The sequence below is a fragment of the Paracoccus marinaquae genome, assembly GCF_018860165.1.
GTDB lineage: Bacteria > Pseudomonadota > Alphaproteobacteria > Rhodobacterales > Rhodobacteraceae > Paracoccus > Paracoccus marinaquae.
Map to the genome: position 1 here is coordinate 22,309 of NZ_JAHKNG010000023.1, position 21,140 is coordinate 43,448.

At 67.4% G+C, this 21,140-nt stretch carries 24 protein-coding genes; 9 read left to right on the top strand and 15 right to left on the bottom strand.

The window, feature by feature from the left end:
• Positions 1 to 26 precede the first annotated feature (26 nt).
• The gene (locus tag KNW02_RS13035; protein ID WP_216033717.1) at positions 27 to 620 is read left to right on the top strand and encodes a YqgE/AlgH family protein; all 594 of its coding nucleotides are present in this window, start codon (positions 27 to 29) and stop codon (positions 618 to 620) included.
• Between the two features lie 108 nt (positions 621 to 728).
• Here the strand turns inward: KNW02_RS13035 and map are convergent, their stop codons facing one another.
• On the bottom strand, positions 729 to 1,529 hold the full coding sequence (gene map / locus KNW02_RS13040; protein WP_216033718.1) for a type I methionyl aminopeptidase: 801 nt from the start codon (positions 1,527 to 1,529) through the stop codon (positions 729 to 731).
• 104 nt (positions 1,530 to 1,633) lie between these two features.
• On the opposite strand from map, the gene KNW02_RS13045 reads away from it, so the two are divergent.
• Positions 1,634 to 2,374 carry a competence/damage-inducible protein A gene (locus KNW02_RS13045; RefSeq protein ID WP_216033719.1) on the top strand — a complete coding sequence of 247 codons (741 nt, stop codon included), beginning with the start codon at positions 1,634 to 1,636 and terminating at the stop codon, positions 2,372 to 2,374.
• The gene (locus KNW02_RS13050) at positions 2,374 to 3,084 is read left to right on the top strand and encodes a GNAT family N-acetyltransferase (protein ID WP_216033720.1); all 711 of its coding nucleotides are present in this window, start codon (positions 2,374 to 2,376) and stop codon (positions 3,082 to 3,084) included. Before KNW02_RS13045 ends, KNW02_RS13050 begins: the two co-directional genes overlap by 1 nt.
• Here KNW02_RS13050 and KNW02_RS13055 read toward each other — a convergent pair whose 3' ends face one another.
• From KNW02_RS13055 to KNW02_RS13095, 9 genes are all read right to left on the bottom strand, one after another.
• Complete coding sequence (locus KNW02_RS13055) at positions 3,085 to 4,575, bottom strand: flavin-containing monooxygenase (RefSeq protein WP_216033721.1); 1,491 nt, start codon at positions 4,573 to 4,575, stop codon at positions 3,085 to 3,087. It abuts the gene before it with no gap.
• A gap of 3 nt (positions 4,576 to 4,578) precedes the next feature.
• A complete protein-coding gene (locus KNW02_RS13060; RefSeq protein ID WP_216033722.1) occupies positions 4,579 to 5,028 on the bottom strand; it encodes a cupin domain-containing protein in 450 nt (149 codons plus the stop codon).
• Positions 5,029 to 5,051: 23 nt separating this feature from the next.
• Positions 5,052 to 5,873: a tryptophan 2,3-dioxygenase gene (gene kynA, locus KNW02_RS13065; protein WP_216033723.1), complete on the bottom strand. Its 822-nt coding sequence runs from the start codon at positions 5,871 to 5,873 to the stop codon at positions 5,052 to 5,054.
• A gap of 69 nt (positions 5,874 to 5,942) precedes the next feature.
• Positions 5,943 to 7,085, bottom strand: coding sequence for a porin (locus tag KNW02_RS13070; protein WP_216033724.1), 1,143 nt, complete (start codon positions 7,083 to 7,085; stop codon positions 5,943 to 5,945).
• Between the two features lie 150 nt (positions 7,086 to 7,235).
• Positions 7,236 to 8,855, bottom strand: a complete 1,620-nt coding sequence (locus tag KNW02_RS13075) for an AMP-binding protein (protein WP_216033725.1) — start codon at positions 8,853 to 8,855, stop codon at positions 7,236 to 7,238.
• Positions 8,856 to 8,913: 58 nt separating this feature from the next.
• Entirely contained in the window at positions 8,914 to 9,303 is a 390-nt protein-coding gene (locus KNW02_RS13080) for an acyl-CoA thioesterase (protein ID WP_216033726.1), read from the bottom strand.
• Positions 9,300 to 9,749: a cupin domain-containing protein gene (locus KNW02_RS13085; protein WP_216033727.1), complete on the bottom strand. Its 450-nt coding sequence runs from the start codon at positions 9,747 to 9,749 to the stop codon at positions 9,300 to 9,302. Before KNW02_RS13085 ends, KNW02_RS13080 begins: the two co-directional genes overlap by 4 nt.
• Positions 9,750 to 9,952: 203 nt before the next feature.
• A complete protein-coding gene (locus KNW02_RS13090; RefSeq protein WP_216033728.1) occupies positions 9,953 to 10,657 on the bottom strand; it encodes a sirohydrochlorin chelatase in 705 nt (234 codons plus the stop codon).
• Positions 10,657 to 11,220 (bottom strand): DUF4202 domain-containing protein, encoded by a 564-nt coding sequence (locus KNW02_RS13095; protein ID WP_216033729.1) that lies wholly within the window; start codon positions 11,218 to 11,220, stop codon positions 10,657 to 10,659. The genes KNW02_RS13090 and KNW02_RS13095 overlap by 1 nt, the downstream gene beginning before the upstream one ends.
• 68 nt (positions 11,221 to 11,288) lie before the next feature.
• Between KNW02_RS13095 and KNW02_RS13100 the strand changes: the two genes are divergently transcribed.
• Positions 11,289 to 11,810 (top strand): NnrU family protein, encoded by a 522-nt coding sequence (locus tag KNW02_RS13100; RefSeq protein ID WP_216033730.1) that lies wholly within the window; start codon positions 11,289 to 11,291, stop codon positions 11,808 to 11,810.
• A 62-nt stretch (positions 11,811 to 11,872) separates the two neighbouring features.
• Here the strand turns inward: KNW02_RS13100 and KNW02_RS13105 are convergent, their stop codons facing one another.
• Positions 11,873 to 12,919 (bottom strand): NAD(P)/FAD-dependent oxidoreductase, encoded by a 1,047-nt coding sequence (locus tag KNW02_RS13105; RefSeq protein ID WP_216033731.1) that lies wholly within the window; start codon positions 12,917 to 12,919, stop codon positions 11,873 to 11,875.
• A gap of 29 nt (positions 12,920 to 12,948) precedes the next feature.
• Between KNW02_RS13105 and mnmC2 the strand changes: the two genes are divergently transcribed.
• Positions 12,949 to 13,638 (top strand): tRNA (5-methylaminomethyl-2-thiouridine)(34)-methyltransferase MnmC2, encoded by a 690-nt coding sequence (gene mnmC2, locus KNW02_RS13110; RefSeq protein ID WP_252733831.1) that lies wholly within the window; start codon positions 12,949 to 12,951, stop codon positions 13,636 to 13,638.
• Here mnmC2 and KNW02_RS13115 read toward each other — a convergent pair.
• A complete protein-coding gene (locus KNW02_RS13115) occupies positions 13,628 to 14,353 on the bottom strand; it encodes a rhomboid family intramembrane serine protease (RefSeq protein WP_216033732.1) in 726 nt (241 codons plus the stop codon). The genes mnmC2 and KNW02_RS13115 overlap by 11 nt on opposite strands.
• A gap of 333 nt (positions 14,354 to 14,686) precedes the next feature.
• On the opposite strand from KNW02_RS13115, the gene KNW02_RS13120 reads away from it, so the two are divergent.
• From KNW02_RS13120 to KNW02_RS13135, 4 genes are read left to right on the top strand one after another with little or no spacing between them, the layout of a single operon-like run.
• On the top strand, positions 14,687 to 15,283 hold the full coding sequence (locus KNW02_RS13120; protein ID WP_216033733.1) for an NADPH-dependent FMN reductase: 597 nt from the start codon (positions 14,687 to 14,689) through the stop codon (positions 15,281 to 15,283).
• Position 15,284: 1 nt separating this feature from the next.
• The gene (locus KNW02_RS13125) at positions 15,285 to 16,460 is read left to right on the top strand and encodes an MFS transporter (protein ID WP_216033734.1); all 1,176 of its coding nucleotides are present in this window, start codon (positions 15,285 to 15,287) and stop codon (positions 16,458 to 16,460) included.
• A gap of 54 nt (positions 16,461 to 16,514) precedes the next feature.
• On the top strand, positions 16,515 to 17,456 hold the full coding sequence (locus tag KNW02_RS13130; RefSeq protein ID WP_216033735.1) for an ABC transporter ATP-binding protein: 942 nt from the start codon (positions 16,515 to 16,517) through the stop codon (positions 17,454 to 17,456).
• On the top strand, positions 17,453 to 18,226 hold the full coding sequence (locus tag KNW02_RS13135; protein WP_216033736.1) for an ABC transporter permease: 774 nt from the start codon (positions 17,453 to 17,455) through the stop codon (positions 18,224 to 18,226). The genes KNW02_RS13130 and KNW02_RS13135 overlap by 4 nt, the downstream gene beginning before the upstream one ends.
• Positions 18,227 to 18,304: 78 nt before the next feature.
• Here KNW02_RS13135 and KNW02_RS13140 read toward each other — a convergent pair whose 3' ends face one another.
• Genes KNW02_RS13140 through KNW02_RS13150 form a run of 3 tightly spaced genes read right to left on the bottom strand, consistent with a single transcriptional unit; the run spans position 18,305 to position 21,140 of the window.
• Entirely contained in the window at positions 18,305 to 18,952 is a 648-nt protein-coding gene (locus KNW02_RS13140; protein WP_216033737.1) for a LutC/YkgG family protein, read from the bottom strand.
• Positions 18,949 to 20,370 (bottom strand): lactate utilization protein B, encoded by a 1,422-nt coding sequence (locus KNW02_RS13145; RefSeq protein WP_216033738.1) that lies wholly within the window; start codon positions 20,368 to 20,370, stop codon positions 18,949 to 18,951. Before KNW02_RS13145 ends, KNW02_RS13140 begins: the two co-directional genes overlap by 4 nt.
• The gene (locus tag KNW02_RS13150) at positions 20,367 to 21,140 is read right to left on the bottom strand and encodes a (Fe-S)-binding protein (RefSeq protein WP_216033739.1); all 774 of its coding nucleotides are present in this window, start codon (positions 21,138 to 21,140) and stop codon (positions 20,367 to 20,369) included. Before KNW02_RS13150 ends, KNW02_RS13145 begins: the two co-directional genes overlap by 4 nt.

Genomic DNA, 21,140 nt, shown 5'->3' on the forward strand with positions numbered 1-21,140 from the left:
CCGATCTTGCATCGAAAGGAGGCCCGATGAGCAGAAGCCCCGACAGCACGGATGACGGCCGGAACCTGACCGGCAAGATCCTGATCGCCATGCCGGGCATGAGCGACCCGCGTTTCCGGCGCTCGGTCGTGCTGGTCTGCGCCCATTCCGAGGATGGCGCCATGGGGCTGATCGTGAACCGGCCCCTGCCCGAGATCGATTTCGGCGATCTGATGGAACAGCTGGGCATCGAGGCCGATGACAGCGCCCGCCGGATCGAGGTCCGCTTTGGCGGCCCGGTCGAGCCCGGGCGCGGTTTCGTGCTGCACAGCGTGCCCGAACATGGCGAGGACCCCGAGGGCCGGCTGCGGATCGGCCGGGCGCTGGCGATGACCACCACGCGCGACATCCTCGAGGATCTTGCCCATGGCGAGGGGCCCGAGACCGCGGTCCTGACGCTGGGCTATGCGGGCTGGGGGCCGGGCCAGCTTGAGGACGAGATGCTGAAGAATGGCTGGCTGACGGGCGAAGGCGCCGAGGAACTGATCTTCGGCGAGGATCACGACGCGAAATGGCCGTTGGCGCTGAAGGCCCAGGGAATCGACCCGTCGCTTCTGTCGGGCGCGGCGGGCCGCGCCTGATCCTGCCGGGTCGAGGCCGGCGGCCCCCGGGGATGTGTCAGGGGGCTCTGCCCCCGTCGCTGGCGCGACTCCCCCGAGGTATTTGGAAAGAGCGCGAGGGGGAGGCGGTCAGTCGAGGGTCGGGAAGAACCTGTCGGAGGGGGTGAAGATCTCGAAGCCGCTGGCGGTGACGCCGATCGAGTGTTCGAACTGGGCCGAGAGCGACTTGTCGCGGGTCACCGCCGTCCAGTCATCGGCCAGCACCTTGGTTTCGGGCCGGCCGAGATTGATCATCGGCTCGATGGTGAAGAACATGCCTTCCTCCAGCACCGGGCCCTTGCCGGAGCGGCCGAAATGCAGGACGTTGGGGGGCGCGTGGAAGACCCGGCCGAGACCGTGGCCGCAGAAGTCGCGCACCACCGACATGCGATGGCCTTCGGCATAGTCCTGGATGGCGTGGCCGATATCGCCGAAGGTGGCGCCGGGCCGGACGGCCTCGATCCCCTTCATCAGCGAATCATGGGTGACCTGGATCAGCCGCTGCGCCTTGATCGAGGGCCTGCCGGCCACATACATGCGGCTGGTATCGCCATACCAGCCATCGACGATGACGGTGACGTCGATGTTCAGGATATCGCCGTCGCGCAGCAGCTTGTCGCCGGGGATGCCGTGACAGACGACATGGTTGACGCTGATGCAGCTGGCATGCTGATAGCCGCGATAGCCGATCGTGGCCGAGGTCGCGCCGGCCTCTTCGATGCGGCTGCGGATGAAGTCGTCCAGCGCGCCGGTGGTCGTGCCGGGTTCGACCATCGGGCCGACCTGGTCGAGGATCTGCGACGCCAGCGCCCCGGCCTTGCGCATCCCGGCGAAATCCTCGGGGATGTGAATGCGGATGCCTTCGCGGGTGATACGGCTTTCTTCGTCCATCGCACGTCCTTTCATCTGACCGCATAGATAGACCCGTCGCGGCCCTTGTTCCAGTGCCGTGGGGCGGCATAGAAGGAAACCATGTCAGAGAGGGGGCAGGGGCCATGCAGTCGGACAATCCCACCGCGGCGATTCTGGTGATCGGGGACGAGATCCTGTCGGGCCGCACGCGCGAGGGCAATGCCCATCATCTGGCGCAGGTGCTGTCGGCCACCGGGTTCGATCTGCGCGAGATCCGGGTGGTGGCGGATGACGAGGACCAGATCGTGGCCGCGGTCCGGGCGCTGGACAGCAGTCTTGGCGGGGCCTTCGATCTGCTGTTCACCAGCGGCGGCATCGGGCCGACGCATGACGATATCACCGCCGATGCGGTTGCCGCCGCGCATGGCACGGTGGCCGAGGTCGATCCCGAGGCGCGCGCGATCCTGCAGGCGCGGTGTGATCGGATGGGAACCGAACTGACGCCAAATCGGCTGCGCATGGCGCGTATCCCGGTCGGGGCGCGGCTGATCGACAATGCGGTCTCTGCGGCCCCCGGCTTTTCCATCGGCAATACGCATGTGATGGCCGGTGTTCCCGAGGTGTTTCGCGGCATGGTCGACTGGCTGATCCCGCGTCTGGCCGCCGGGCGACCGGTGCAGTCGCAGACCGTCGAGGTGCGGCGCGGCGAAAGCGAGGTAGCTGAGGAACTGAAGGCCGTCGCCGCCGAATTTCCGGACCTGTCGCTGGGCTCCTATCCCTATCACGACGAGCGCGGCTGGGGCACCAACCTGGTCGTGCGGGGGCTGGATGCGGCGCGGGTCGGCGTCGCCATGGACGCGTTGAAGCGCAGGCTGTCGCTGTGATGGACCGGGCGCTGAGCGAGGCTTTCGAACGGACCTGGCCTGCCGCCAAATACCGGGACGCGGGCGGATTCCGGGTCGGCCGGGGGCTGGGCGCGGGCGGGCGTGTCGGCTCGGCCCGGGCGGTCGGGGATTGGCGCGCGGCCGATATCGATGTGGCCGCCGCGCTGCACGAGGGCTGGGATCAGCGGGCGCTTTTTCGCGCCCAGGACGACGACAGCCGGCTGATCGCGGCGCTGGAGGCGCAGGGCTTTCGGCGCGAGAATCCGACAGCCGTCATGGAAACCGCGATCGCGGCGCTGACGGATCGGCCGGTTCCGCCGGTGACCGCGTTCGCGATCTGGCCGCCGCTGGCGATCCAGCGCGAGATCTGGGCGGCGGGCAATATCGGCCCCGCGCGTCAGGCGGTGATGGAACGGGTAGAGGCGAACAGGGCCGCCATTCTGGGCCGGATCGAGGATCGCGCGGCGGGCGCGGGTTTCGTGGCCGCGTATGGCGGCGTGGCCCTGTTGCACGGGCTTGAGATCCTGCCCGACTGGCGGCGCAAGGGGTTGGCCGGCTGGATGGTGCGGCAGGCGGCATTCTGGGCGGCCGAGGCTGGCGCGGACAGGCTGGCACTGGCCGTCAGCCGGGCGAATGAGGGGGCTGTGGCCTTCTACCGCAGCCTCGGCTTTCGGGAGGCTGCGGGATATGCCTATTACGCGCGGGCCTGATCAGCCCGCGCGGTATTGGGGCGCGCTTGCCAGAAAGCGGCCATAGGCATCCGCGTCGGGCGGCGTGAAGGTTTCGGCAAGCCAGCCGCGCCGGGTCTCCGTCGCGCCGATATCGGCCACGATCTCGTCGAGATGGCGGAAGTGGAATGGCGCCGAACAGAGCCCGCCATAGATCTGCGCGGCCGGGCGTTCCTGCCGCCGCCAGCGCAGATTGTCCTCGATCCCCACATGCATCTCGGCCTCGCTGGGTTGCCGGGCAAGCTGTCTGTCCATGAAGCGGACCAGCCAGTTGGCGATCATCTCGGCCGACAGCACGGTGCAGAAGCTGGAATTGAAGCCGACGAAGCCCAGATCCGGCAGGTCGGGATTCACCGCCAGCCGGTAGATGCGATACTGGCCGTCGGCTTCGATCAGCTTGCGGCGGTATTCCTCGGCCAGATAGGGGATGCCCAGCTTCCAGCCGACCGCCAGCGCGGCCACGTCGCAGGGCACCCGGTCGCCGGTGGTCAGGACGACATGGCCGAGTTCGAACCGCTCGATGGTGCCGCGGACCGGTTTCGCGCGGCCCTCGCGGAAGCTTTCGAACAGGCCGGGCGTGACGATGGGGACCGAACACGAGATATCCTTCTCGATCGGGATGTCGGGAACCATGTTCCATCTCTTCAGCCCGAGTTGCAGCTTCAGCAATGTCTCCAGCCCGCGGAAATTGGCCCAGATCAGGGGCTTCAGCAGCACCGCGCGCAACCTTTGGCCCGCTGTCGGGTTCCAGCCGTTGAACTGCGCCTCCTGAAAGCGCGGGTAGAGCAGGCGCTTGAAATTGATGCCGCCGATGAAATAGGGGATGCGCCAGACCGGTTCGCGATAGACCATCGTCACCGATTTCGCGCCGTTCCGCGCCGCGTTCACGACCAGATCGGTTGCCGATTTCGAGCCGCCGAGAACCAGCACATGCCGGCCCTGCGCGATCGCCGGATCGGTATATTCGGCCGAATGCATGACCTGCCCGCCGGCGGCGGTGAACTCGCTCTGCCCCGGAAAGGTCAGGATGTTCTTGTCCGAGAACTGGCCGGTGGCGATGGCGACGAAATCGACATCCTCGGTCCAGATGTGATCGCCCGCCTGCAGGCTCAGCCGCCAGCCGGGCAGGCCATCGGGGCGGCGATCCAGCGACGTGACATTCGTGTTCAGGCGGAACAGCCGGTGCAGCCCGTGCCTGGCCGCATAGGAATGCAGATAGGCGTGAACCTGCGGACCCTTGGGCCATTCCGGGTAGTCGGCCGGCATCGGGTGGTCGGTATAGCGATAGAGGTCCTTGGGCGACTGGGTCTGCACCTCCGGATAGCTGCGCGAGGGTTCCCACACGCCGCCCAGATCATGGCTGCGCTCGAAGCCCAGGACACGATGCCCGCGTTCGTCGAAGGCCTTGGCGGCGGCAAGGCCGCTGACCCCGCCGCCGATGACGGCGACGGTCCTGCGTTGCGGTTGGGCCATGTTTCAGCCCTCGTTCGGGGGCGGCAGGAAATCGACCTCGTGTTCGGCCGAGATGCGCACCAGTTCGGCCGGGTCGGTCACCCCGTCCAGTTGCCCGAACAGGGCGAAAAGCTTGCGCGAGGGGGCGACGCCGAAGACGCAGGTCGCCGTCCTGCCCGAGCGGTTGAAGATGCCATGCGCGATGCCGCGCGGCATGCGGATCGTGTCGCCGGGGCCGGCCCTGTGGAGATCGGGGCCGAACTCGATCTCCAGATTGCCTTCAATCATGACGATCCATTCGTCCTGCGTGGGGTGGACATGCGGCGGCACGAAGGTCCCGTCGGGGATCTCGGCGTGCCAGATCATCGCGTTCTCGGTGTGCAGCTTGGGCGTGTAGGTATGGCCGACGACATTCCATGACTTGCCGCCATAGGCCTCGTCCGCGCCGGTGATCCCGGTATCCGGCTGGTTCATGTCACTCTCCCTGTTGGACCTGTTTATAGTTCGGTGCGCAGTTCCCACAGGTCGGGAAACAGCACCACATCCAGCATCCGGCGCAGATAGCTGACGCCCATCGTCCCGCCGGTGCCGCGCTTGAAGCCGATGATGCGCTCGACCGTGGTCACGTGGTTGAAGCGCCAGCGGCGGAAATAATCCTCGAAATCGACCAGCTTCTCGGCCAGTTCGTAAAGCTGCCAGTAGCGGGCGGTGTCGCGATAGACCTGCGCCCATGCCGCCCGCACCTTCGCGTCGGGCTGGTGCGGCTGGTCCAGCCGGTCGCGTGGCGGCACATCGAAACCCGCCGCCGCCAGACGCGCCAGAACGGTGTCGTAGAGCGAGGGTCGCGTCGCCTCCTCGCGCAGCGGCGCGGCCAGTTCCTCGCGATGCTCGTGCGGGCGGATCATCGCCATGTTGCGGTTGCCGGCGACGAATTCGATCATCCGGTACTGGTAGGACTGAAAGCCGCTGCTTTCGCCCAGGCTTTCGCGGAATTCGGTATATTCGCTGGGGGTCATCGTGCGCAGCACGTCCCAGGCCGAATTCAGCTGCTCCATGATCCGGGCGACTCGGGTCAGCATCTTGAACGCGGTCTGCAGATCGCCCGCCGCGATGCGGCTGCGGGCGGCGCCCATCTCGTGCAGGGCCAGCTTCATCCACAGTTCCGAGGTCTGGTGCTGGATGATGAACAGCATCTCGTCATGCGCCTGCGACAGCGGGTGCTGGGCGGTCAGGATCGCGTCGAGGCCCAGATAGTCGCCATAGGACATCCGGTCCCGAAATGACATGCGCGCGCCCTCGCCGGCGGGATCATAGCTCATCCCTGTTCCTCCCTTCTGTTGTTGCCGGACCGGCCGCCGGCCGGTCCGCGTCTGGCCGCCCCTTCCGGGTCAGAACTGCACCCGGAAACCGATCATGGTGGAAAGGCCATCCTGATAATCGGCGGTATCGTCGTCGTAATCGTAGTTGCGCAGTCCCAGATACCAGTCGGTATTCCAGCGATCGACCCTCTGGACCATGGCCACGCCATAGGACTGGCTGTCCGATCCGTCCTCGACCACATCGTCGCCCGTGTAGTAATCGAGCGAAAGTGCGGTCGTGCCGATGGCAAAGAAATCGCGCTTCCAGCCCAGTTTCACATAGCCGTAGCTGCCATCGCCGGCGGCGCTTTCCTGCGCGGCGGCGAGGGTCAGGTTCAACCCCGAGGCCTTGTGCAGCCCCGACACCGAGCCCGAAAGGATATCGATATCCTCGGCCTGCTTGCGGGAATAGGCCAGCCCGCCTTCCAGGTCGAAAGCCTCGAGATCGCCTTGGTAATGGGCCGCGATATCGTAGTAGTTGCCGTCCTTCTCGGCCAGAACGTCCTGCCCGAACGAGGTCATGATCCTGAATCCGTTGAAGGACGGGCTGTCATAGCGGACGCGCATCTTGCGGCCCAGCCCGTTATAGTCGCTGTAGGCGTCGCTGGTCGAGATATCCGACAGGACGCCGTCATCCATGCGGAACAGACCGCCGCCGATATCGGCGACCGCGGCACTGGCGATGACGGTGGTGCCGGAAAGGTCGGACTTGGCGGATCCGTCCGAGGCCATGCTGCCCTGACCCAGCCAGAACTTGCCATAGCGGTCGCTGGAAAAGGCCAGTTCCATCTTGCGGATATTGGTCTTCCTCAGGTCGTAATCGGCCTCGTCGGGGTCGGTCTGGTCAACCGCCGTCGAGCCATGCGGGACATACTCGAACTCGAAATTGCCCGTCATGTCCCAGCCGCTGTCCAGCGCGGTCAGGGTCCTGAGCCCCAGCCGGCTGCTGGAGTTCTTGTTGCCGACGAGGCCATAATTCGTGGTCTTCTCGCCGTCATCGAAACTCAGTGCGCCCTCGTCGATCTGGCCATAGATCCGGATGGTCGTGTTGCCGCTGACCCATTCCAGCGGCTGGATGCCGGACGTCTTCTCCTGCGCCAGGGCCGGGGCGGCTGCATGGAAACCGGCCAGCATCATGGCGGCGGTTCCGGCGAAAGACTTCGTTTTCATCATGTGGCTCCCTTTCAAAGTGAAATGCGTCCCTTCCGGGCGCGCACTTGCAGTTGAAATGTTCAGCCGGGCACAATCCTGTCGCAACCTGAAACCGCGGGGCGGCGGGAAATGGCTGGTCGCGGGCGATCCGGCAGCGGGCAAACGGGTCTCCTATTCGCGCAGCCGGAAACGCTGGATCTTGCCGGTCTGGGTCTTGGGCAGCGAGGTGTGAAAGACGACGCTGCGTGGATATTTGTAGGGCGCGATGGTATCCCGCACATGACGCTGCAGGCGCTCGATCGTCGCCTGATCGGGGGCGACCCCCTCGGCCAGCACGACATGGGCCTGGACGATCTGGCCCCGGTCCGGATCCGGGGCACCGATCACGGCGCATTCCGCCACATCGGCATGCGCCAGCAGCGCCGCCTCGACATCCGGGCCGGCGATATTGTAGCCCGAGGACAGGATAATGTCGTCGGAACGGGCGGCGAAATGAAAGCGGCCGTCCTCGTCCTGCACGAAGGTATCGCCGGTCAGGTTCCAGCCATCCAGAACATAATCGCGCTGCCGCGCATCGGCCAGATAGCGGCAGCCGGTGGGACCGACGACCGCCAGCCTGCCCATCTCGCCCCGGGGCAGGTCCTGGCCGTCGTCGCCGACGATCTTTGCGCGATAGCCGCCGACGGGACGGCCGGTGCAGGCCGGATGGCTGTCATCGAAACGGTTGGTGATGAAGATATGCAGCATCTCGGTCGAGCCGATCCCGTCCAGCATCGGCTTGCCGGTCTTTGCCATCCATTCCTCATAGACCGGACCGGGCAGCGTCTCGCCGGCGCTGATCGCGGCACGCAGGCTTGAGAGATCGGCACCCTCGTCCATCGCCCGCAGCATTACCCGATAGGCGGTCGGTGCGGTAAAGCAGATGGTGGCGCGGTGTTTCTGGATGATCTCGATCATGCTGGGCGGCGAGGCGTTTTCCAGAAGCACCGCCGAGGCGCCAAAGCGCAGCGGGAATACCGCCATCCCGCCCAGCCCGAAGGTGAAGGCCAAGGGCGGGCTGCCCACGAACACATCCTCGGGCGTGACCCCCAGCACCTCGCGGGCATAGCCGTCGGCGATGATGAGGATATCGCGATGAAAATGCATCGTCGCCTTCGGCTCGCCGGTGCTGCCGCTGGTAAAGCCCAGCAGCGCCACGTCGTCGCGGCCGGTCCGCACGGCGTCGAACCTGACCGGCATGGTCAGGGCGGCGCGATCCAGTTCGGCATCGTGATTGGCGGTGCCGTCGAAGCCCACCACCGTCTTCAGGAACCGCGAACCCTTGGCCGCCGCCACCAGTTCGTCCATCAGCCGGGTGTCGCAGAGCGCGTGGCTGATCTCGGCCTTGTCGACGATCGCGGCCAGTTCGCCCGCGCGGAGCATCGGCATGGTGTTGACGACCACCGCGCCGGCCTTGGTCGCCGCCAGCCAACAGGCCACCATGGCCGGGTTGTTGGCCGAGCGGATCAGAATCCGGTTTCCGGGCTTCACCCCATAGACCTCGACCAGCGCATGGGCGAGGCGATTGGTCCAGTCGGCCAGCTCCTTGTAGGTCCGCGCCCGGCCATTGCCGATCAGGGCATTGCGGTCCCCGAAGCCGCGCTCGACCATGTGATCGGTCAGTTCGGCGCCGACATTGATCCAGTCGGGATAGTCAAAGCCGCTGAGATCGATCAGCGGCCATTGATCGGCCGGCGGCAGGTTGTCGCGTGAATAGGTGTCGATATGCCCGCTGGGGCCCAGTTGCTGCATTCTTGCCTTCTCCCCTTGGGTTCAGGATGGCCGTGGTTCCGGCCCCGGCCGAGGCGCGTCACGCAAGATGGGCCTCCAGAACCGGGCGGATATGGTCGGGCCAGGGCGCGGAGGTAAAACCGCGGTCCATCCAGACGACGGTGCTGCGCGCCTCCAGCCGGTCTTCGGCGCGAACCAGAAACCGGGCGCTGGTCCGGCCGATATGGTCGAGCACCAGCGTCCAGTCCAGCCGGTCGCCAAGCCGCGAGGGCTTGCGGAAATCCACTTCCAGCCGGGCCGTGGGCATGCCGAAGCCCTCATCCATCATCCGGCCGAAGGAATAGCCCACCTCGTCGAGGAAAAAGTTCTCGACCATGTGGTTCACCATCTCGGCATAGCGCGGATAGAAGACGATCCCGGCCGGGTCGCAATGGCAGAACTCGATGGCAATGGTTCGCTGGTAGCTCATTCATTGGCATCCGGTGGCAGGAAATCCACGTCATGTTCGGCCGAGAGGCGCACCACCTCGACCGTGTCGGTCAGCCCGTGCAGCCCTTCGAACAGCGCCCGCAACCGACCGGCAGGCGATACCCAGAACAGTGCCCGTGCCGGCTTGTCGGACTTGTTGAAATAGCCATGCGGCACCCCGCGCGGCATGCGCACCAGATCGCCCGCGCGTGCCACGCTCCATTCGCCGTCCAGTTTCAGATGCAACTCGCCCTCCTGCACCAGGATGAATTCGTCCTGGGTAGGGTGAACATGGACCGGCACGAACTGGCCCGGATCGCTGTTCGTCTCGAAGGCGAAGGCCGCGTCGCAATCGGCCTTGGGAAAATAGCGCTGGCCGAGGATGTTCCATTCGATCCCCTCGATCCCCTCGCCGTCACGGGTGATTCCGCCTTTCAGTTCCGTCATGGCCGTCCTCCCTGATGGTCGCCGACGTGACCGGCATCGGCCTTGCGACCGTGTTCATTGGCGTTCCCGGATCCCGTCGCGTCACTCCCCCTGCCGCGTGTCGGGCCTGCCTTTGGTCCTGCGGGACGAGGTCTGTCGGGACCGCGCGCATAACCCTCAACCGTGGGCGCCTCCTCGCCGGAAAAACTGGCACAGGGCGGTGGTTATTTCAAGCTTGAAGTTTCCAGGCGAAGCGCGGCGGCGATCAGCCCCGGCACCTCGGGGGCGAGGCCGATCGGGTCGAGCCTGGGGCCGGTGAAGCCTGCCTCGTCCAGCGCGGCGGGCAGATCGTCGGTCACATGGTCGGCGCCAAGCGCGAAGAGCGGCAGGCTGACGGCGCGGTCCAGCCCTTGCGCGGCTTCGGCGACAAACGGGGGCTGTTCGATGAAGCCGGTGACCACGCGGGCGAAATGCGGCGCGATGCGGTTGGCCAGTTCGCAGGTGATGGTAAAGCTGGCCTGCGAGCGTTGCGAGCCATGGGCGCTCAGCAGCAGGGTCGTCTCATGCCCGGCCCAGCCGGCGGCGGCCGCCGCTTCAAGCGCCTTGCGGGCGATCAGCGCGGGCAGGGCCGGGTCGGTCCCGAAGGGCCGCATGACCCGCGCCCCGGCAATCCCGGCTGCGGCGAGGCGGCGGGGCAGTTCGGTGCGCGTGAACCACCCTTCGGCCATGAACATCGGGTAGATCAGCGCCTCGGGGCCTGCGGTCGCCGCCAGGGCGCCAGGCATGGCCAGCGTGGCGCCGAGGATTTCGCAGCCCGGATCGTGCCGCGCGACCTGCGCCGCCAGATCCTCGATCGCCTGTTGCTGCGGGCCGGGATCGCCGGGTTGCCCGTGCGAGACGATGACTGCCCTGCGAATCCGGGCCGGCATCAGTCGCGGAAATACTGGGCGAAGGGTTCGGGCAGTGCGAATTCGGCCAGCACCCGCGCGCGGCCCTCGGCCGACATCTTACGGGCGGTCTTCTCGATGATGCGGGGCATCTTCTCGTCGGGCTGCTCGGCGGCGAAATCGCCCAGATACCAGCGGATGAAGGTGAAGCAGATGATATCCTCGACGGCCTGAACCTCGGCATCGCGCTTGATGCCCTGCTTGGTCAGCATCCGGCGGGTGTGGTCGATGGCATCGCCGTCATAGCCGGCCTCTTCCATGATCCCAGCGATGCGATCGGCATGGCGGCGGCCCTGTTCGGTCCGCCATTGCAGATAGCCCGCGCGGTCCATCGGGTAGTCGCTGCGGGGCAGCAGCCAGCGTTCGACATGCTGGCCACGGCAGGCGATGCGCAGCGGCTCGGAGGCGTCGGGGAACAGCCGCTCCTGCTCGGCCGTCATGCGCTGGCCGTAAAGCAGGTTGGCGGGCTGCCCGCCCTCATGTTTCGGGTCGCGCGCATTGGCCGCATCGATGGCGGCAAAGGCCCGGTCGAGCCGTGTGGTCATGTCAGTCCTCCATTTTGCCGCAGTGTCGCCCACTGGCGGGGCGGGCCGCAAGCAGCTATCGGTAGGACATGGATGGATGGGGCGAATATGCGCTGGCATGGGCCTGCTTTCTGGGCGCGCATGTCATTCCGGCGGCACCGGGGCCGCGCGGCTGGCTGATCCTACGGCTGGGGCGTGGCGGCTATCTGGCGGGCTTCAGCCTGCTGTCGGTGGCCCTGCTGATCTGGCTGATCCGGGCCTCGGGCGGGACGCCCTATCTGCCGCTGTGGGAGGCTGGCGGCTGGAGCCGATGGCTGGTCAATCTGGCGATGCCGCTGGCGATCCTGACCGCGTCGCTGGCAACGGGCATGTCGGGGCTGATCGCGGCCTTCACCATCTGGGCCGGCGCGCATCTGGTCGCCAATGGCGATCTGGCGCATGTGATCCTGTTCGGCGGCATGCTGGTCTTTGCCCTGACCGGCTTGGCGCGCAGCGGGGTGCCGCGGGCCTTTCGGGTGACCGTCCCGCGGTTGCTGCTGGCGGTGGCCATCTGGCTGGCCCTGCTGATGCTGCATCTGCCGGTGGTGGGGGTGTCGCCCTTGCCTGGCTGAGATCGGGCTGCAGCGCGTTGCCTGCCTGTCCGGGGGCGATATCCGGCGTGATCCGCCCCGCGTCAGCGCGCGGCGCCGGTCAGCCGGAAATCGTCGGGGATGGTGTCGTGCCCGTCAAGCAGCATATCAGCCATCACCTGCGCGATCTTCGGGGCCATGCCGAAGCCGATCTTGAAGCCGCCATTGGCGACATGGTGGCCGGGGCGGCCGGGCCATGGTCCAAGCAGCGGGGCGCGGCTGGTCGCGCGGGGGCGGATGCCCGCCCAGCGATCCACCACCGGGGCCGAGGCAAGGGCCGGGCAGAGCCGGCGGGCGCGGGCCACGATATCGTCAAGCTGCGCATCCGGTTCGAGATGCGCGAATGCGGTCTCGGAGGTTGAGCCGATCCCGGTGCTGCCATCGGCATGGGGCACGATATGCAGCCCGTCGGCAAAGATCTGCGGTGCCTGCGGGGCGGCATGATCGAGAAGCGCGGACTGGCCCTTCACCCCCTTGCCCATCGCGCGGCCGAGATCCTCGGACAAGACCTCAAGCCCCGCGATCCCCGCAGTCCATAGCACGGTGCCGCCGATCCGGTCGGGATGGGCGGTTTCCCCCTCAACGATCTCGCCGCCTTGGGCGCGGATCGCCGTGGCCAGCGCGGCCAGCGCCGCGCGGGCATTCAGCCGCGCGGTCAGCCGGTCCTCAAGCCAGATCCCCGTCGGACTGGCCGGCAGCAGCGGCGTTTCGGGGCTGCGGGTCAGGCGCATCTGCAGATGCGCGGGCCAGCGCCGTCCGGCGGCGCCAATGCGGTCGCGCAGGCGTTCGATCATTGCGGGATCGGGCATCGGCTGCAGCCGTCCGGTGCGACCGTAGCCCGTCGGCCGGCCCGAGACGGCCTCGACCCCGGTCCAGAAATCGGGCGCCATCAGCAGGCTGTCCAGCTGGAAGGCCTTCTTGTGGTTCCAGTTTTCGGGGGCGTGCGGGGCGAGGGCGCCGACCGTGCCGCCGGATGAGCCGGCGCCGATGCGGCCGGCCTCGATCACCCGGACCCGTGCCCCGCGCCGGCAGAGTTCCCAGCCGCAGGTCAGCCCGAAGATGCCGCCGCCGATGATGGTGATGCTTGTCAAACCGTGCTCGTCCCCGCATAGCTGCCCGCATGGGCGACGTAGCGGATTGTGGCGGGATGGGCCAGCCACGGCTGGGATGGCGGGCAGGCGGAGTGCCGGTCTCGACCCGTTTCGACGATCCCTATTTCAGCCTTGCCGGCGGGCTGGCGAAAACCCGGCATGTGTTTCTTGAGGGCAATGGCCTGCCCGAGCGTCTGGTGCCCGGGTTCCATGTGGCCGAGCTTGGTTTCGGAACCGGGCTGAACTGCCTCGCCCTGGCCTGCATGGCGCCGGTTCCGGTCATCATGACCAGTTTCGAGGCCTATCCGATGAGTCTGGCGCAACTGGCCCAGGCGCATGCGGCCTTTCCCGAACTGGCCGATCTGGCCACGCAGCTGCGGGCCGGCTGGGGGCAGGGGCGGATGCAGGTGGGGCCGGTCGATCTGCGGCTGATCGTCGGGGATGCCCGCGAGACCCTGCCGGCGTGGACGGGCCGGGCGGATGCCTGGTTCCTTGATGGGTTCTCACCCGCCCGGAATCCCGAAATGTGGTCCGGGACGCTGATGGCCGAGGTCGGGCGACACAGCGCGCCGGGGGCGAGTTTCGCGACCTATACCGCCGCCGGTCATGTGCGGCGCGCGCTGGAGGCGGCCGGCTTCGAGGTCGAGCGGCGACCGGGTTTCGGCTCGAAGCGGCATATGAGTGCGGGGCGGATGCGCGCGGACGCGCTCAGCGATTGACACGCGGGATCCGGGTCGAGGAATAGATCGCCGCCGGATGCGGTGGATGGCCGTGATTGCGGGCCCAGAAACCGGGACCGCCGCGCCGGATGAACAGTGGCAGGCAAAGCAGCAGGCCGGCCAGAAAGCCGCCGGCATGGGCCCAATAGGCAATCCCGCCTTCGCCGCCCGACATGCGGAAACCGCCGACCAGCTGCAGCCCCAACCAGAGTCCCAGCACCAGCCAGGCCGGCATCGGGAACACCTTGAAGAAGACGATGAAGATCACCAGAACATCGACCCGGGCGCGCGGGAACATCAGCAGATAGGCGCCCATGACCCCGGCGATGGCACCCGAGGCCCCGACCATCGGGACCGGGGTCAGCGGCTCGGCCGCGATCTGCGCCGCCGCCGCCAGAAGGCCCGCCGCCAGATAGAACAGCAGAAACCCGAGATGGCCCATCTGTTCTTCCAGATTGTCACCGAAGATCCACAGAAACAGCATATTGCCCGCAAGATGCAGCAGCCCGGCATGCAGGAACATATGGGTGAAAAGCCCTCCCACATACTCGCCATGCACGACCGCGACCGGATAGAGGGCGAGTTGCGCCCAAAGCGCCTCGCCCTCCTGCATCATCGGCAGGGTCAGAACATACATCGCCACATTCGCGCCGATCAGCAGCCAGGTGACAAGCGGGGTGGACCGGGACGGGTTGTGGTCGCGGATCGGAAACATGGCGGCCTCGGCGGGCTGGTGCCGCAAGGGTCTGTGGATGCGGGCGGGCCGTGGCTGGCCGCGCGTCGGGTGGGGCGATATTGGCCCGCGGCGATCCGGCTGGCAACCGGGCAAGATTGCCGCCCTGACTGACACCGGCGCCCCGGGCTCATGGCAATGGGCGGCCGAAGCGGTTATAGCGCGACAGAAGGAAGGCGCATCGGCCACGCGGTCAGTGTGAAACTGGGGGCGGAACCGGTGCCGCGGGGCGGGCGCGGGCCGTCCCGATCACGGATTTTGGGGCCGGGCAGGCGATCCACCACCCGGGATGACAAGGATGACGGGGAAGACCGGATGACGCATGGCAATCGGATCGTGGTGATCCTGGGCTCGATCCGCGAGGATCGGATCAATGACCGGGTGGCGGCCTGGGTTACGGGCCAGCTGTCGGCGCATGGTTTCGCGCCCGTCCTGCTGGATCCGGCGGATCCCGACTTGCTGCCGGTCCAGATCGGCGACAAGGCCGCGGTCGAGCGGTTGCGGCAGCGCATGGTGGGGGCGGACGGCTTCGTGATCGTCACGCCCGAATACAATCACGCCGAGCCGGGAACGCTGAAGACGCTGATCGATTCGGTCACCGCCGAATGGTGGGCGCGGCCCGTGGGGCTGATCGGCTATGGCGGGATCTCGGGCGGGTTGCGCGCCATCGAGGCGCTGCGCGTGATCCTGGCCGAACTGCACACGGTCACCATCCGCGACACGCTGAGCTTCGCCTCGCCCTGGCGCCGCTTTGACGAGATGGGCCGCATCACCGACCCCGAGGATGCCGCCGCCGCCGAGGCCGCCATGGCGGTCTTCGCGCATCGCCTGCGCTGGTGGGCCGACGCGCTGACCGATGCCCGCGCCGCGCGCCCCTATGATCGTCCGGTCGAGGAAGAGGCGGAGGGCTGAGATGGATCCTCTGCTGCGCGATCCGCGGGCCTGGGGGCTGATGCTGGCGGCGATGCTGACGATCATGTCGAACGCCACCATCACCCCATCGCTGCCGGGTTTGCAGCAGATTTTCGCGGACAACCCGCAGGCGCCGATGCTGACGCGGTTGCTGATCACCGCGCCCTCGCTGCTGGTCGCCATCATCGCGCCCTTCGCGGGCGGGCTGACCGACCGGCTGGGCCGGCGCAAGCCGTTGCTGATCGGGATGATCGTCTATGCCGTGGCCGGAACCGCCGGGCTGTATCTCGATTCACTGGAGGCGATCCTGGCCAGCCGTCTGGCACTGGGGCTGGGCGTTGCGGCGGTCATGACCTCGCAGGCGGCGCTGGTCGGCGACTATTTCCATGGCCCGGCGCGCGGACGGCTGCTGGGCTATCAGATGGCTGCGGTCAATCTGGGCGGGTTGGTCTTCGTCAGCCTTGCCGGGGTTCTGGCCGCAACTGACGCACGACTTCCCTTCGCGATCTATGGCCTGTCGGCGCTTCTGCTGCCGCCGCTGGCGGCGGTCCTGCCCGAACCGGCGCGGTTTGCGGGCGAAGGCGGGGCCGCGGCGCAGGCCGACGGGGCCGAGCCGGGATGGCAGCTGACCGTGGCGATCATGTCGGTCGCGGCCGGGCTGACCTTCGTCATCTTCTACGCGGTGCCCACGCAGCTGCCTTATCTGCTGCAGGCCGAGGGCCTCACCGATCCGCGCGACGTGGGCTTCGTCATGGCGGCGATGATGCTGGCGGCTGCGGTCATGTCGATCGTCTCGGGCTGGTTGCGGCAGTGGCTGGGCCGGATCGGCACCCCGGTTTCGGGCTATCTGACCATGGGGGCGGGTTTTGCCGGTCTGGCGCTTGGGCATTCGCTGGCGCTGTCCATGGTTTCGACCGCGCTGATCGGCGCCGGGCTGGGCCTGTGCATGCCGACCTTCATCACCACGGCGCTGAACGTCACGCCCGGGCACCACCGGGGGCTGGTGTCGGGGCTGGTCACGGCGGCGATTTTTCTGGGCCAGTTCCTGTCGCCTCTGGCATCGCAGCCTCTGGTTGCCTATCTCGGCTATTCCGGTGCCTTCGGCGTCGGCGCCTTTGCCTTTCTGGCACTGGCGGCTGCCCTGACCGTGACCCTGCGGCGGAAACATCACATATGAACAGGCCATGGCGCACGCATCCGTGCCGGACCTGTCGGGACGAGGAGCCGGGACATGGCCGGGATCATCGAGATCGACGATCTGTCGAAACAATATGGCAGCGGCACAAAAGCCCTGAGCAATGTCAGCATGTCCATCGAAGAGGGCGAGATCGTGGCGCTGCTGGGTCCGAACGGGGCCGGCAAGACCACGCTGATCTCGATCATCTGCGGGCTGGTGGTGCCGACCGGCGGCACCGTGCGCGTTGGCGGCCATGACATCCGCCGCGACTGGCGCGCGGCGCGGCGGCTGATTGGGCTGGTCCCGCAGGAGATCGCGCTCGAGCCGTTCGAGAAGGTCATCAACTGCGTCCGCTTTACCCGCGGCCTCTATGGCCAGCCGCCTGATGATGCCTATATCGAGCAGGTCCTGCGCAGCCTTGCGCTGTGGGACAAGCGCAACGCCGTGACCAAGGAACTGTCGGGCGGCATGAAGCGCCGGGTGCTGATCGCCAAGGCGCTGTCGCACCGGCCGAAGGTACTGTTTCTTGACGAGCCGACCGCCGGCGTCGATGTCGCCCTGCGGCGCGAGATGTGGCAGGTGGTCGAGCAGTTGCGCCGCGACGGCGTGACCATCATCCTGACCACGCATTATCTGGAAGAGGCCGAGGAAATGGCCGACCGGATCGGCGTCATCGACAAGGGCCAGCTTCTGCTCATCAAGCCCAAGGCCGAGTTGATGGGAGAATTCGGCAGAAAGCATCTGACGATCGAGCTGGATGTGCCGCTGGCGGCGATCCCGGCCGATCTGGCCGGGCGCGGGCTGACGCTGACCCAGGGTGGTCGCGCCGTCACCTATGACTATGACACACGGGCGGCGCGCACCGGCATCGCCCGGCTGCTGGGCGATCTGGCGGCGCAGGGGATCACCGTGCGCGATGTCTCGACCAAGCAGTCCAGCCTTGAAGAGGTGTTCATGTCGCTGATTGCGGATCGCAAGGCGGAGGACGCGGCATGAACGCGGCGATCAACTGGCCCGGTGTCTGGGCGATCTTTCATCACGAGATGATGCGCTTTTTCCGCACCATCTGGCAGTCGCTGGCCTCGCCGGTGGTCTCGACGGTGCTGTATTTCGTGGTCTTCGGCGCGGCCATCGGCGGGCGCATCCAGTCGGTGGACGGCGTCGCCTATGGTGCCTTCATCGTGCCGGGCCTGATGATGCTGACGGTGCTGCAGCAATCGGTCGCCAATGCCAGCTTCGGCATCTTCTTCCCGAAATTCTCGGGCACGATCTACGAATATCTGGTCTCGCCGGTGGGCTGGATCGAGGTCACCGCAGGCTTTGTCGGCGCGGCCGCGGCCAAGGCGATCCTGATCGCGCTGGTGATCCTCGGCACCAGCTTCTTCTTCGTCGGCGTGCATATCCTGCACCCGTTCTGGATGCTGGCCTTCCTGTTCCTGACTGCACTTGGCTTCAGCCTGCTGGGTTTCATCATCGGGCTGTGGGCGAAAAGCTTCGAGCAGTTGCAGATCGTGCCGATGATGGTCATCACGCCGCTGGTCTTTCTGGGTGGCGCCTTCTACTCGGCCAGCATGCTGCCGCCCTTCTGGGCGGCGGTGGCCAAGCTGAACCCGGTTCTCTACCTGATCTCGGGCTTTCGCTGGTCGTTCTTCGGGCTGGCAGATGTGCCGGTGGGCGTGTCGCTGATCGCGGTGGCGCTGATGGTCGGGATCTGCTTCGCCATCATCCGCCGCATCTTCGCCACCGGCTGGCGGCTGCGCGAATAGGCCGACACATCAGGGCGGGTCGCGCGCGTCGCCCCGCCCATGTGCTGTCGGCGCCGGACTGCCGCCAAATCTGCCCGGTCATCCTTGCCGGGTGACGAGGATGACATGCAGGTAGCCCGGCCCGTGGGCGCCCCGGACATAGCTGCCCTCGATATCGGTGGTGCCGCTGGGGCCGGTGATCAGGATGGCGTTACGCGGTGCAGCCTGCCCGGTCATGCGCGCCGTGTAATCCTCGAGATGCGGCAGCAGATCCGCCTCGTGCAGCACGATGATGTGATGCAGCGGCAGGAAGGACAGCAGGATCGGCGTCTCGGGGCCGGAATGGATCACCAGCGATCCGCTTTCCGCGATGCCCCAAAGCGCCATTCCGAGGGCGGCAGGTTCGTCCGGGGCGATGCCCTGATGGACGGCGACGCCGTTCCAGTCCAGATCGGTCAGCGCCGGCGTCGGTTGCAGCGCAAGTCCGGGCGGCAGGCCGTGGGCCGCAAGATAGCGCCCGACCGCCGCCGGGATATCGGCCAGCCGCGCCACCCGCTCCAGCGTCGTGCCAAGCGCCGTGGCCTTGATGCCGAACGCTTCCGCCAGATCCGGCGCGGCAAGGCGCGGACGGGCCTGATCGGGATCTGCCAGCAGCGCCACGGCCTCGGCGGCGATGGCCTCGGGTTCGGGGCGCGGCGTGGTCAGCCCATCGCGGATGGCGGCAAGAATACGGTCGCGGGGGTTCATTTGCGGACCTCCTTTCGGGCCTGATCGGCGCGGTACTGTTCCATGAAGGTGCGGCCGGGCGGGCGGGGCAGGTCGCGGTATCCGGTCCAGCCCCCGGCCAGCGGCAGGCTGCCGATCCAGCCGCCCCGGCCGAACAGGCGCAGCACCCGCACGCCGATGCGGCTGGCCAGCCGGTAGAGCGCCGGGCGCCGGGCCAGTCGCGCCCAGAGCCCCAGGCCCGCGCGCACCGCGCCGGGTTCCAGCCCTTCGCGCCAGCCGCGCGAGCGCCATGCCCGCAACAGCGTGGGCAGCGGGATGCCGACCGGGCAGACCTCCTGACAGCGGCCGTTCATGGTGCAGGCATGGGGCAGATCGCGCGAACCCGCCAGCCCGTCCAGCACCGGCGTCAGGACCGAACCCATCGGGCCGGGATAGGTGCCGCCATAGGCATGCCCGCCGATCTGGCGATAGACGACGCAATGGTTCATGCAGGCGCCGCAGCGGATGCAGCGCAGCATCTCGCGGAACTCGTCGGCCAGCATCTTCGTGCGGCCGTTATCGACCAGCACGATATGCATTTCCTCGGGGCCGTCGGCATCGCCGGGACGGCGCGGACCGCAATGGAAGGTGGTGTATTGCGTCAACTCGCCCCCGGTGGCCGAGCGCACCAGCAACCGCAGCAGGGCCATGGCATGGGCGGTCGACGGCACGATCTTCTCGATCCCCGCCGTCACGATATGGATGCGCGGCGGCGTGGTGGTCAGTTCGGCATTGCCCTCGTTGGTGACGGTGCAGGTGGCCCCGGTATCGGCGACGAGGAAATTCGCGCCCGAGATGCCGATATCGGCGCCGAGGAACTTTTCCCGCAGCACGCGCCGCGCACTTTGCACCATGGTCGCCGGATCCTCGGCTTCGGGCGGTGGGTTGTGGCCTTCGCGGAACAGGTCGGCCACCTGTTCGCGGGTGCGGTGCATGGCGGGCCAGATGATGTGCGAGGGATGCTCGCCCGCAAGCTGGATGATATGTTCCGCGAGATCGGTCTCGACCCGCTCGATCCCGGCGTCGGCCAGCGCATGGGGCAGGCCGATCTCTTCGCCCAGCATCGACTTGGCGCGGGTGACGATCTTCGCCTTTGCGTCGAGGCAGATGCGGGTGACGATGGCGCGGGCCTCGGCGTCGTCCGCGGCCCAATGGACCTGCGCGCCCGAGGCGGTGGCGTTGCGTGCGAACATCTCCAGATAGTGGTCGAGATGGGCGATGACGTGGTCCTTGATCGCCTTGCCGCGGGCGCGGGCCGCCTCGAATTCCGGAAAGGCCGCCAGGGCCGCCGCGCGCTTGCGTTCCGCATTGCCGGTGGTGCGGTCGATGGCCAGCTTCAGCGTGCGGTCGGCCAGCGCGGCCTCGGCCCGGGCCTTGAAGGATGGTTGCGCGGCGGTCATCCCCGATCCTCCTCGCCGATGGCCGGGCCGTCGGCGAGGCCGGCCAGCACCTCGACGGTGTGGAAGCAGCGGGTCTTCGCGCCGCGCCGGTGCAGCTTGCCCGACATGTTCATCAGGCAGCCCAGATCGCCGGCCAGCAGCAGATCGGCGCCGGTCTTCTCGATCGCCTCGGCCTTCTCGGTGACGATGGCGTTCGAGATGGACGAGTATTTCACGCAGAAGGTACCACCGAAGCCGCAGCAGACATCGTTGCCCTCAAGCCCGCGCATCTCGAGCCCGTCGATCTCGGCCAGCAGCGCGCGGGGCTGGGCCGCCACGCCCAGGTCGCGCAGGCCCGAGCAACTGTCGTGATAGGTGGCCGAGGCGCTCAGCCTGCGGCCATCGGGGCGGAAGCCCATGACATCGACCAGAAAACTGGTGATCTCATGGGTCTTTGCCGCGAAGGCCCTGGCGCGGGCGGCCCAGACCGGGTCGCCCGCCAGAAGTTCGGGATAGCCATGCACCATCGTCGCCGCGCAGGAGCCCGAGGGCAGCACGACTTGGTCGTAGCCCTCGAAGGCGGCGATGGTCTGGCGGGCCAGATGTGCCGCGTCGGCATCGTCGCCGCTGTTGAAGGCGGGCTGGCCGCAGCAGGTCTGGCCCTGCGGCACCTCGACCACGCAGCCGGCCTCTTCCAGAAGCTGGATGGTGGCAAAGCCGATCTGTGGGCGGATGGCATCGACGAGGCAGGTCACGAAAAGACCGACCCGAGGATTTGGCTGTCCGGACAT

What these genes read in the sequence shown, in the direction of transcription:
- KNW02_RS13060 (WP_216033722.1), bottom strand. Translation starts at nt 5,028, where the DNA reads ATGAACCAGCCGGATACCGGGATCACCGGCGCGGACGAGGCCTATGGC.
- KNW02_RS13055 (WP_216033721.1), bottom strand. Translation starts at nt 4,575, where the DNA reads ATGGCCCAACCGCAACGCAGGACCGTCGCCGTCATCGGCGGCGGGGTC.
- map (WP_216033718.1), bottom strand. Translation starts at nt 1,529, where the DNA reads ATGGACGAAGAAAGCCGTATCACCCGCGAAGGCATCCGCATTCACATC.
- KNW02_RS13070 (WP_216033724.1), bottom strand. Translation starts at nt 7,085, where the DNA reads ATGATGAAAACGAAGTCTTTCGCCGGAACCGCCGCCATGATGCTGGCC.
- KNW02_RS13150 (WP_216033739.1), bottom strand. Translation starts at nt 21,140, where the DNA reads ATGTCCGGACAGCCAAATCCTCGGGTCGGTCTTTTCGTGACCTGCCTC.
- KNW02_RS13080 (WP_216033726.1), bottom strand. Translation starts at nt 9,303, where the DNA reads ATGAGCTACCAGCGAACCATTGCCATCGAGTTCTGCCATTGCGACCCG.
- KNW02_RS13130 (WP_216033735.1), top strand. Translation starts at nt 16,515, where the DNA reads ATGGCCGGGATCATCGAGATCGACGATCTGTCGAAACAATATGGCAGC.
- KNW02_RS13115 (WP_216033732.1), bottom strand. Translation starts at nt 14,353, where the DNA reads ATGTTTCCGATCCGCGACCACAACCCGTCCCGGTCCACCCCGCTTGTC.
- KNW02_RS13045 (WP_216033719.1), top strand. Translation starts at nt 1,634, where the DNA reads ATGCAGTCGGACAATCCCACCGCGGCGATTCTGGTGATCGGGGACGAG.
- KNW02_RS13120 (WP_216033733.1), top strand. Translation starts at nt 14,687, where the DNA reads ATGACGCATGGCAATCGGATCGTGGTGATCCTGGGCTCGATCCGCGAG.
- KNW02_RS13035 (WP_216033717.1), top strand. Translation starts at nt 27, where the DNA reads ATGAGCAGAAGCCCCGACAGCACGGATGACGGCCGGAACCTGACCGGC.
- kynA (WP_216033723.1), bottom strand. Translation starts at nt 5,873, where the DNA reads ATGAGCTATGATCCCGCCGGCGAGGGCGCGCGCATGTCATTTCGGGAC.
- KNW02_RS13135 (WP_216033736.1), top strand. Translation starts at nt 17,453, where the DNA reads ATGAACGCGGCGATCAACTGGCCCGGTGTCTGGGCGATCTTTCATCAC.
- KNW02_RS13095 (WP_216033729.1), bottom strand. Translation starts at nt 11,220, where the DNA reads ATGACCACACGGCTCGACCGGGCCTTTGCCGCCATCGATGCGGCCAAT.
- KNW02_RS13125 (WP_216033734.1), top strand. Translation starts at nt 15,285, where the DNA reads ATGGATCCTCTGCTGCGCGATCCGCGGGCCTGGGGGCTGATGCTGGCG.
- mnmC2 (WP_252733831.1), top strand. Translation starts at nt 12,949, where the DNA reads ATGGGCGACGTAGCGGATTGTGGCGGGATGGGCCAGCCACGGCTGGGA.
- KNW02_RS13090 (WP_216033728.1), bottom strand. Translation starts at nt 10,657, where the DNA reads ATGCCGGCCCGGATTCGCAGGGCAGTCATCGTCTCGCACGGGCAACCC.
- KNW02_RS13140 (WP_216033737.1), bottom strand. Translation starts at nt 18,952, where the DNA reads ATGAACCCCCGCGACCGTATTCTTGCCGCCATCCGCGATGGGCTGACC.
- KNW02_RS13075 (WP_216033725.1), bottom strand. Translation starts at nt 8,855, where the DNA reads ATGCAGCAACTGGGCCCCAGCGGGCATATCGACACCTATTCACGCGAC.
- KNW02_RS13050 (WP_216033720.1), top strand. Translation starts at nt 2,374, where the DNA reads ATGGACCGGGCGCTGAGCGAGGCTTTCGAACGGACCTGGCCTGCCGCC.
- KNW02_RS13085 (WP_216033727.1), bottom strand. Translation starts at nt 9,749, where the DNA reads ATGACGGAACTGAAAGGCGGAATCACCCGTGACGGCGAGGGGATCGAG.
- KNW02_RS13100 (WP_216033730.1), top strand. Translation starts at nt 11,289, where the DNA reads ATGGATGGATGGGGCGAATATGCGCTGGCATGGGCCTGCTTTCTGGGC.
- KNW02_RS13145 (WP_216033738.1), bottom strand. Translation starts at nt 20,370, where the DNA reads ATGACCGCCGCGCAACCATCCTTCAAGGCCCGGGCCGAGGCCGCGCTG.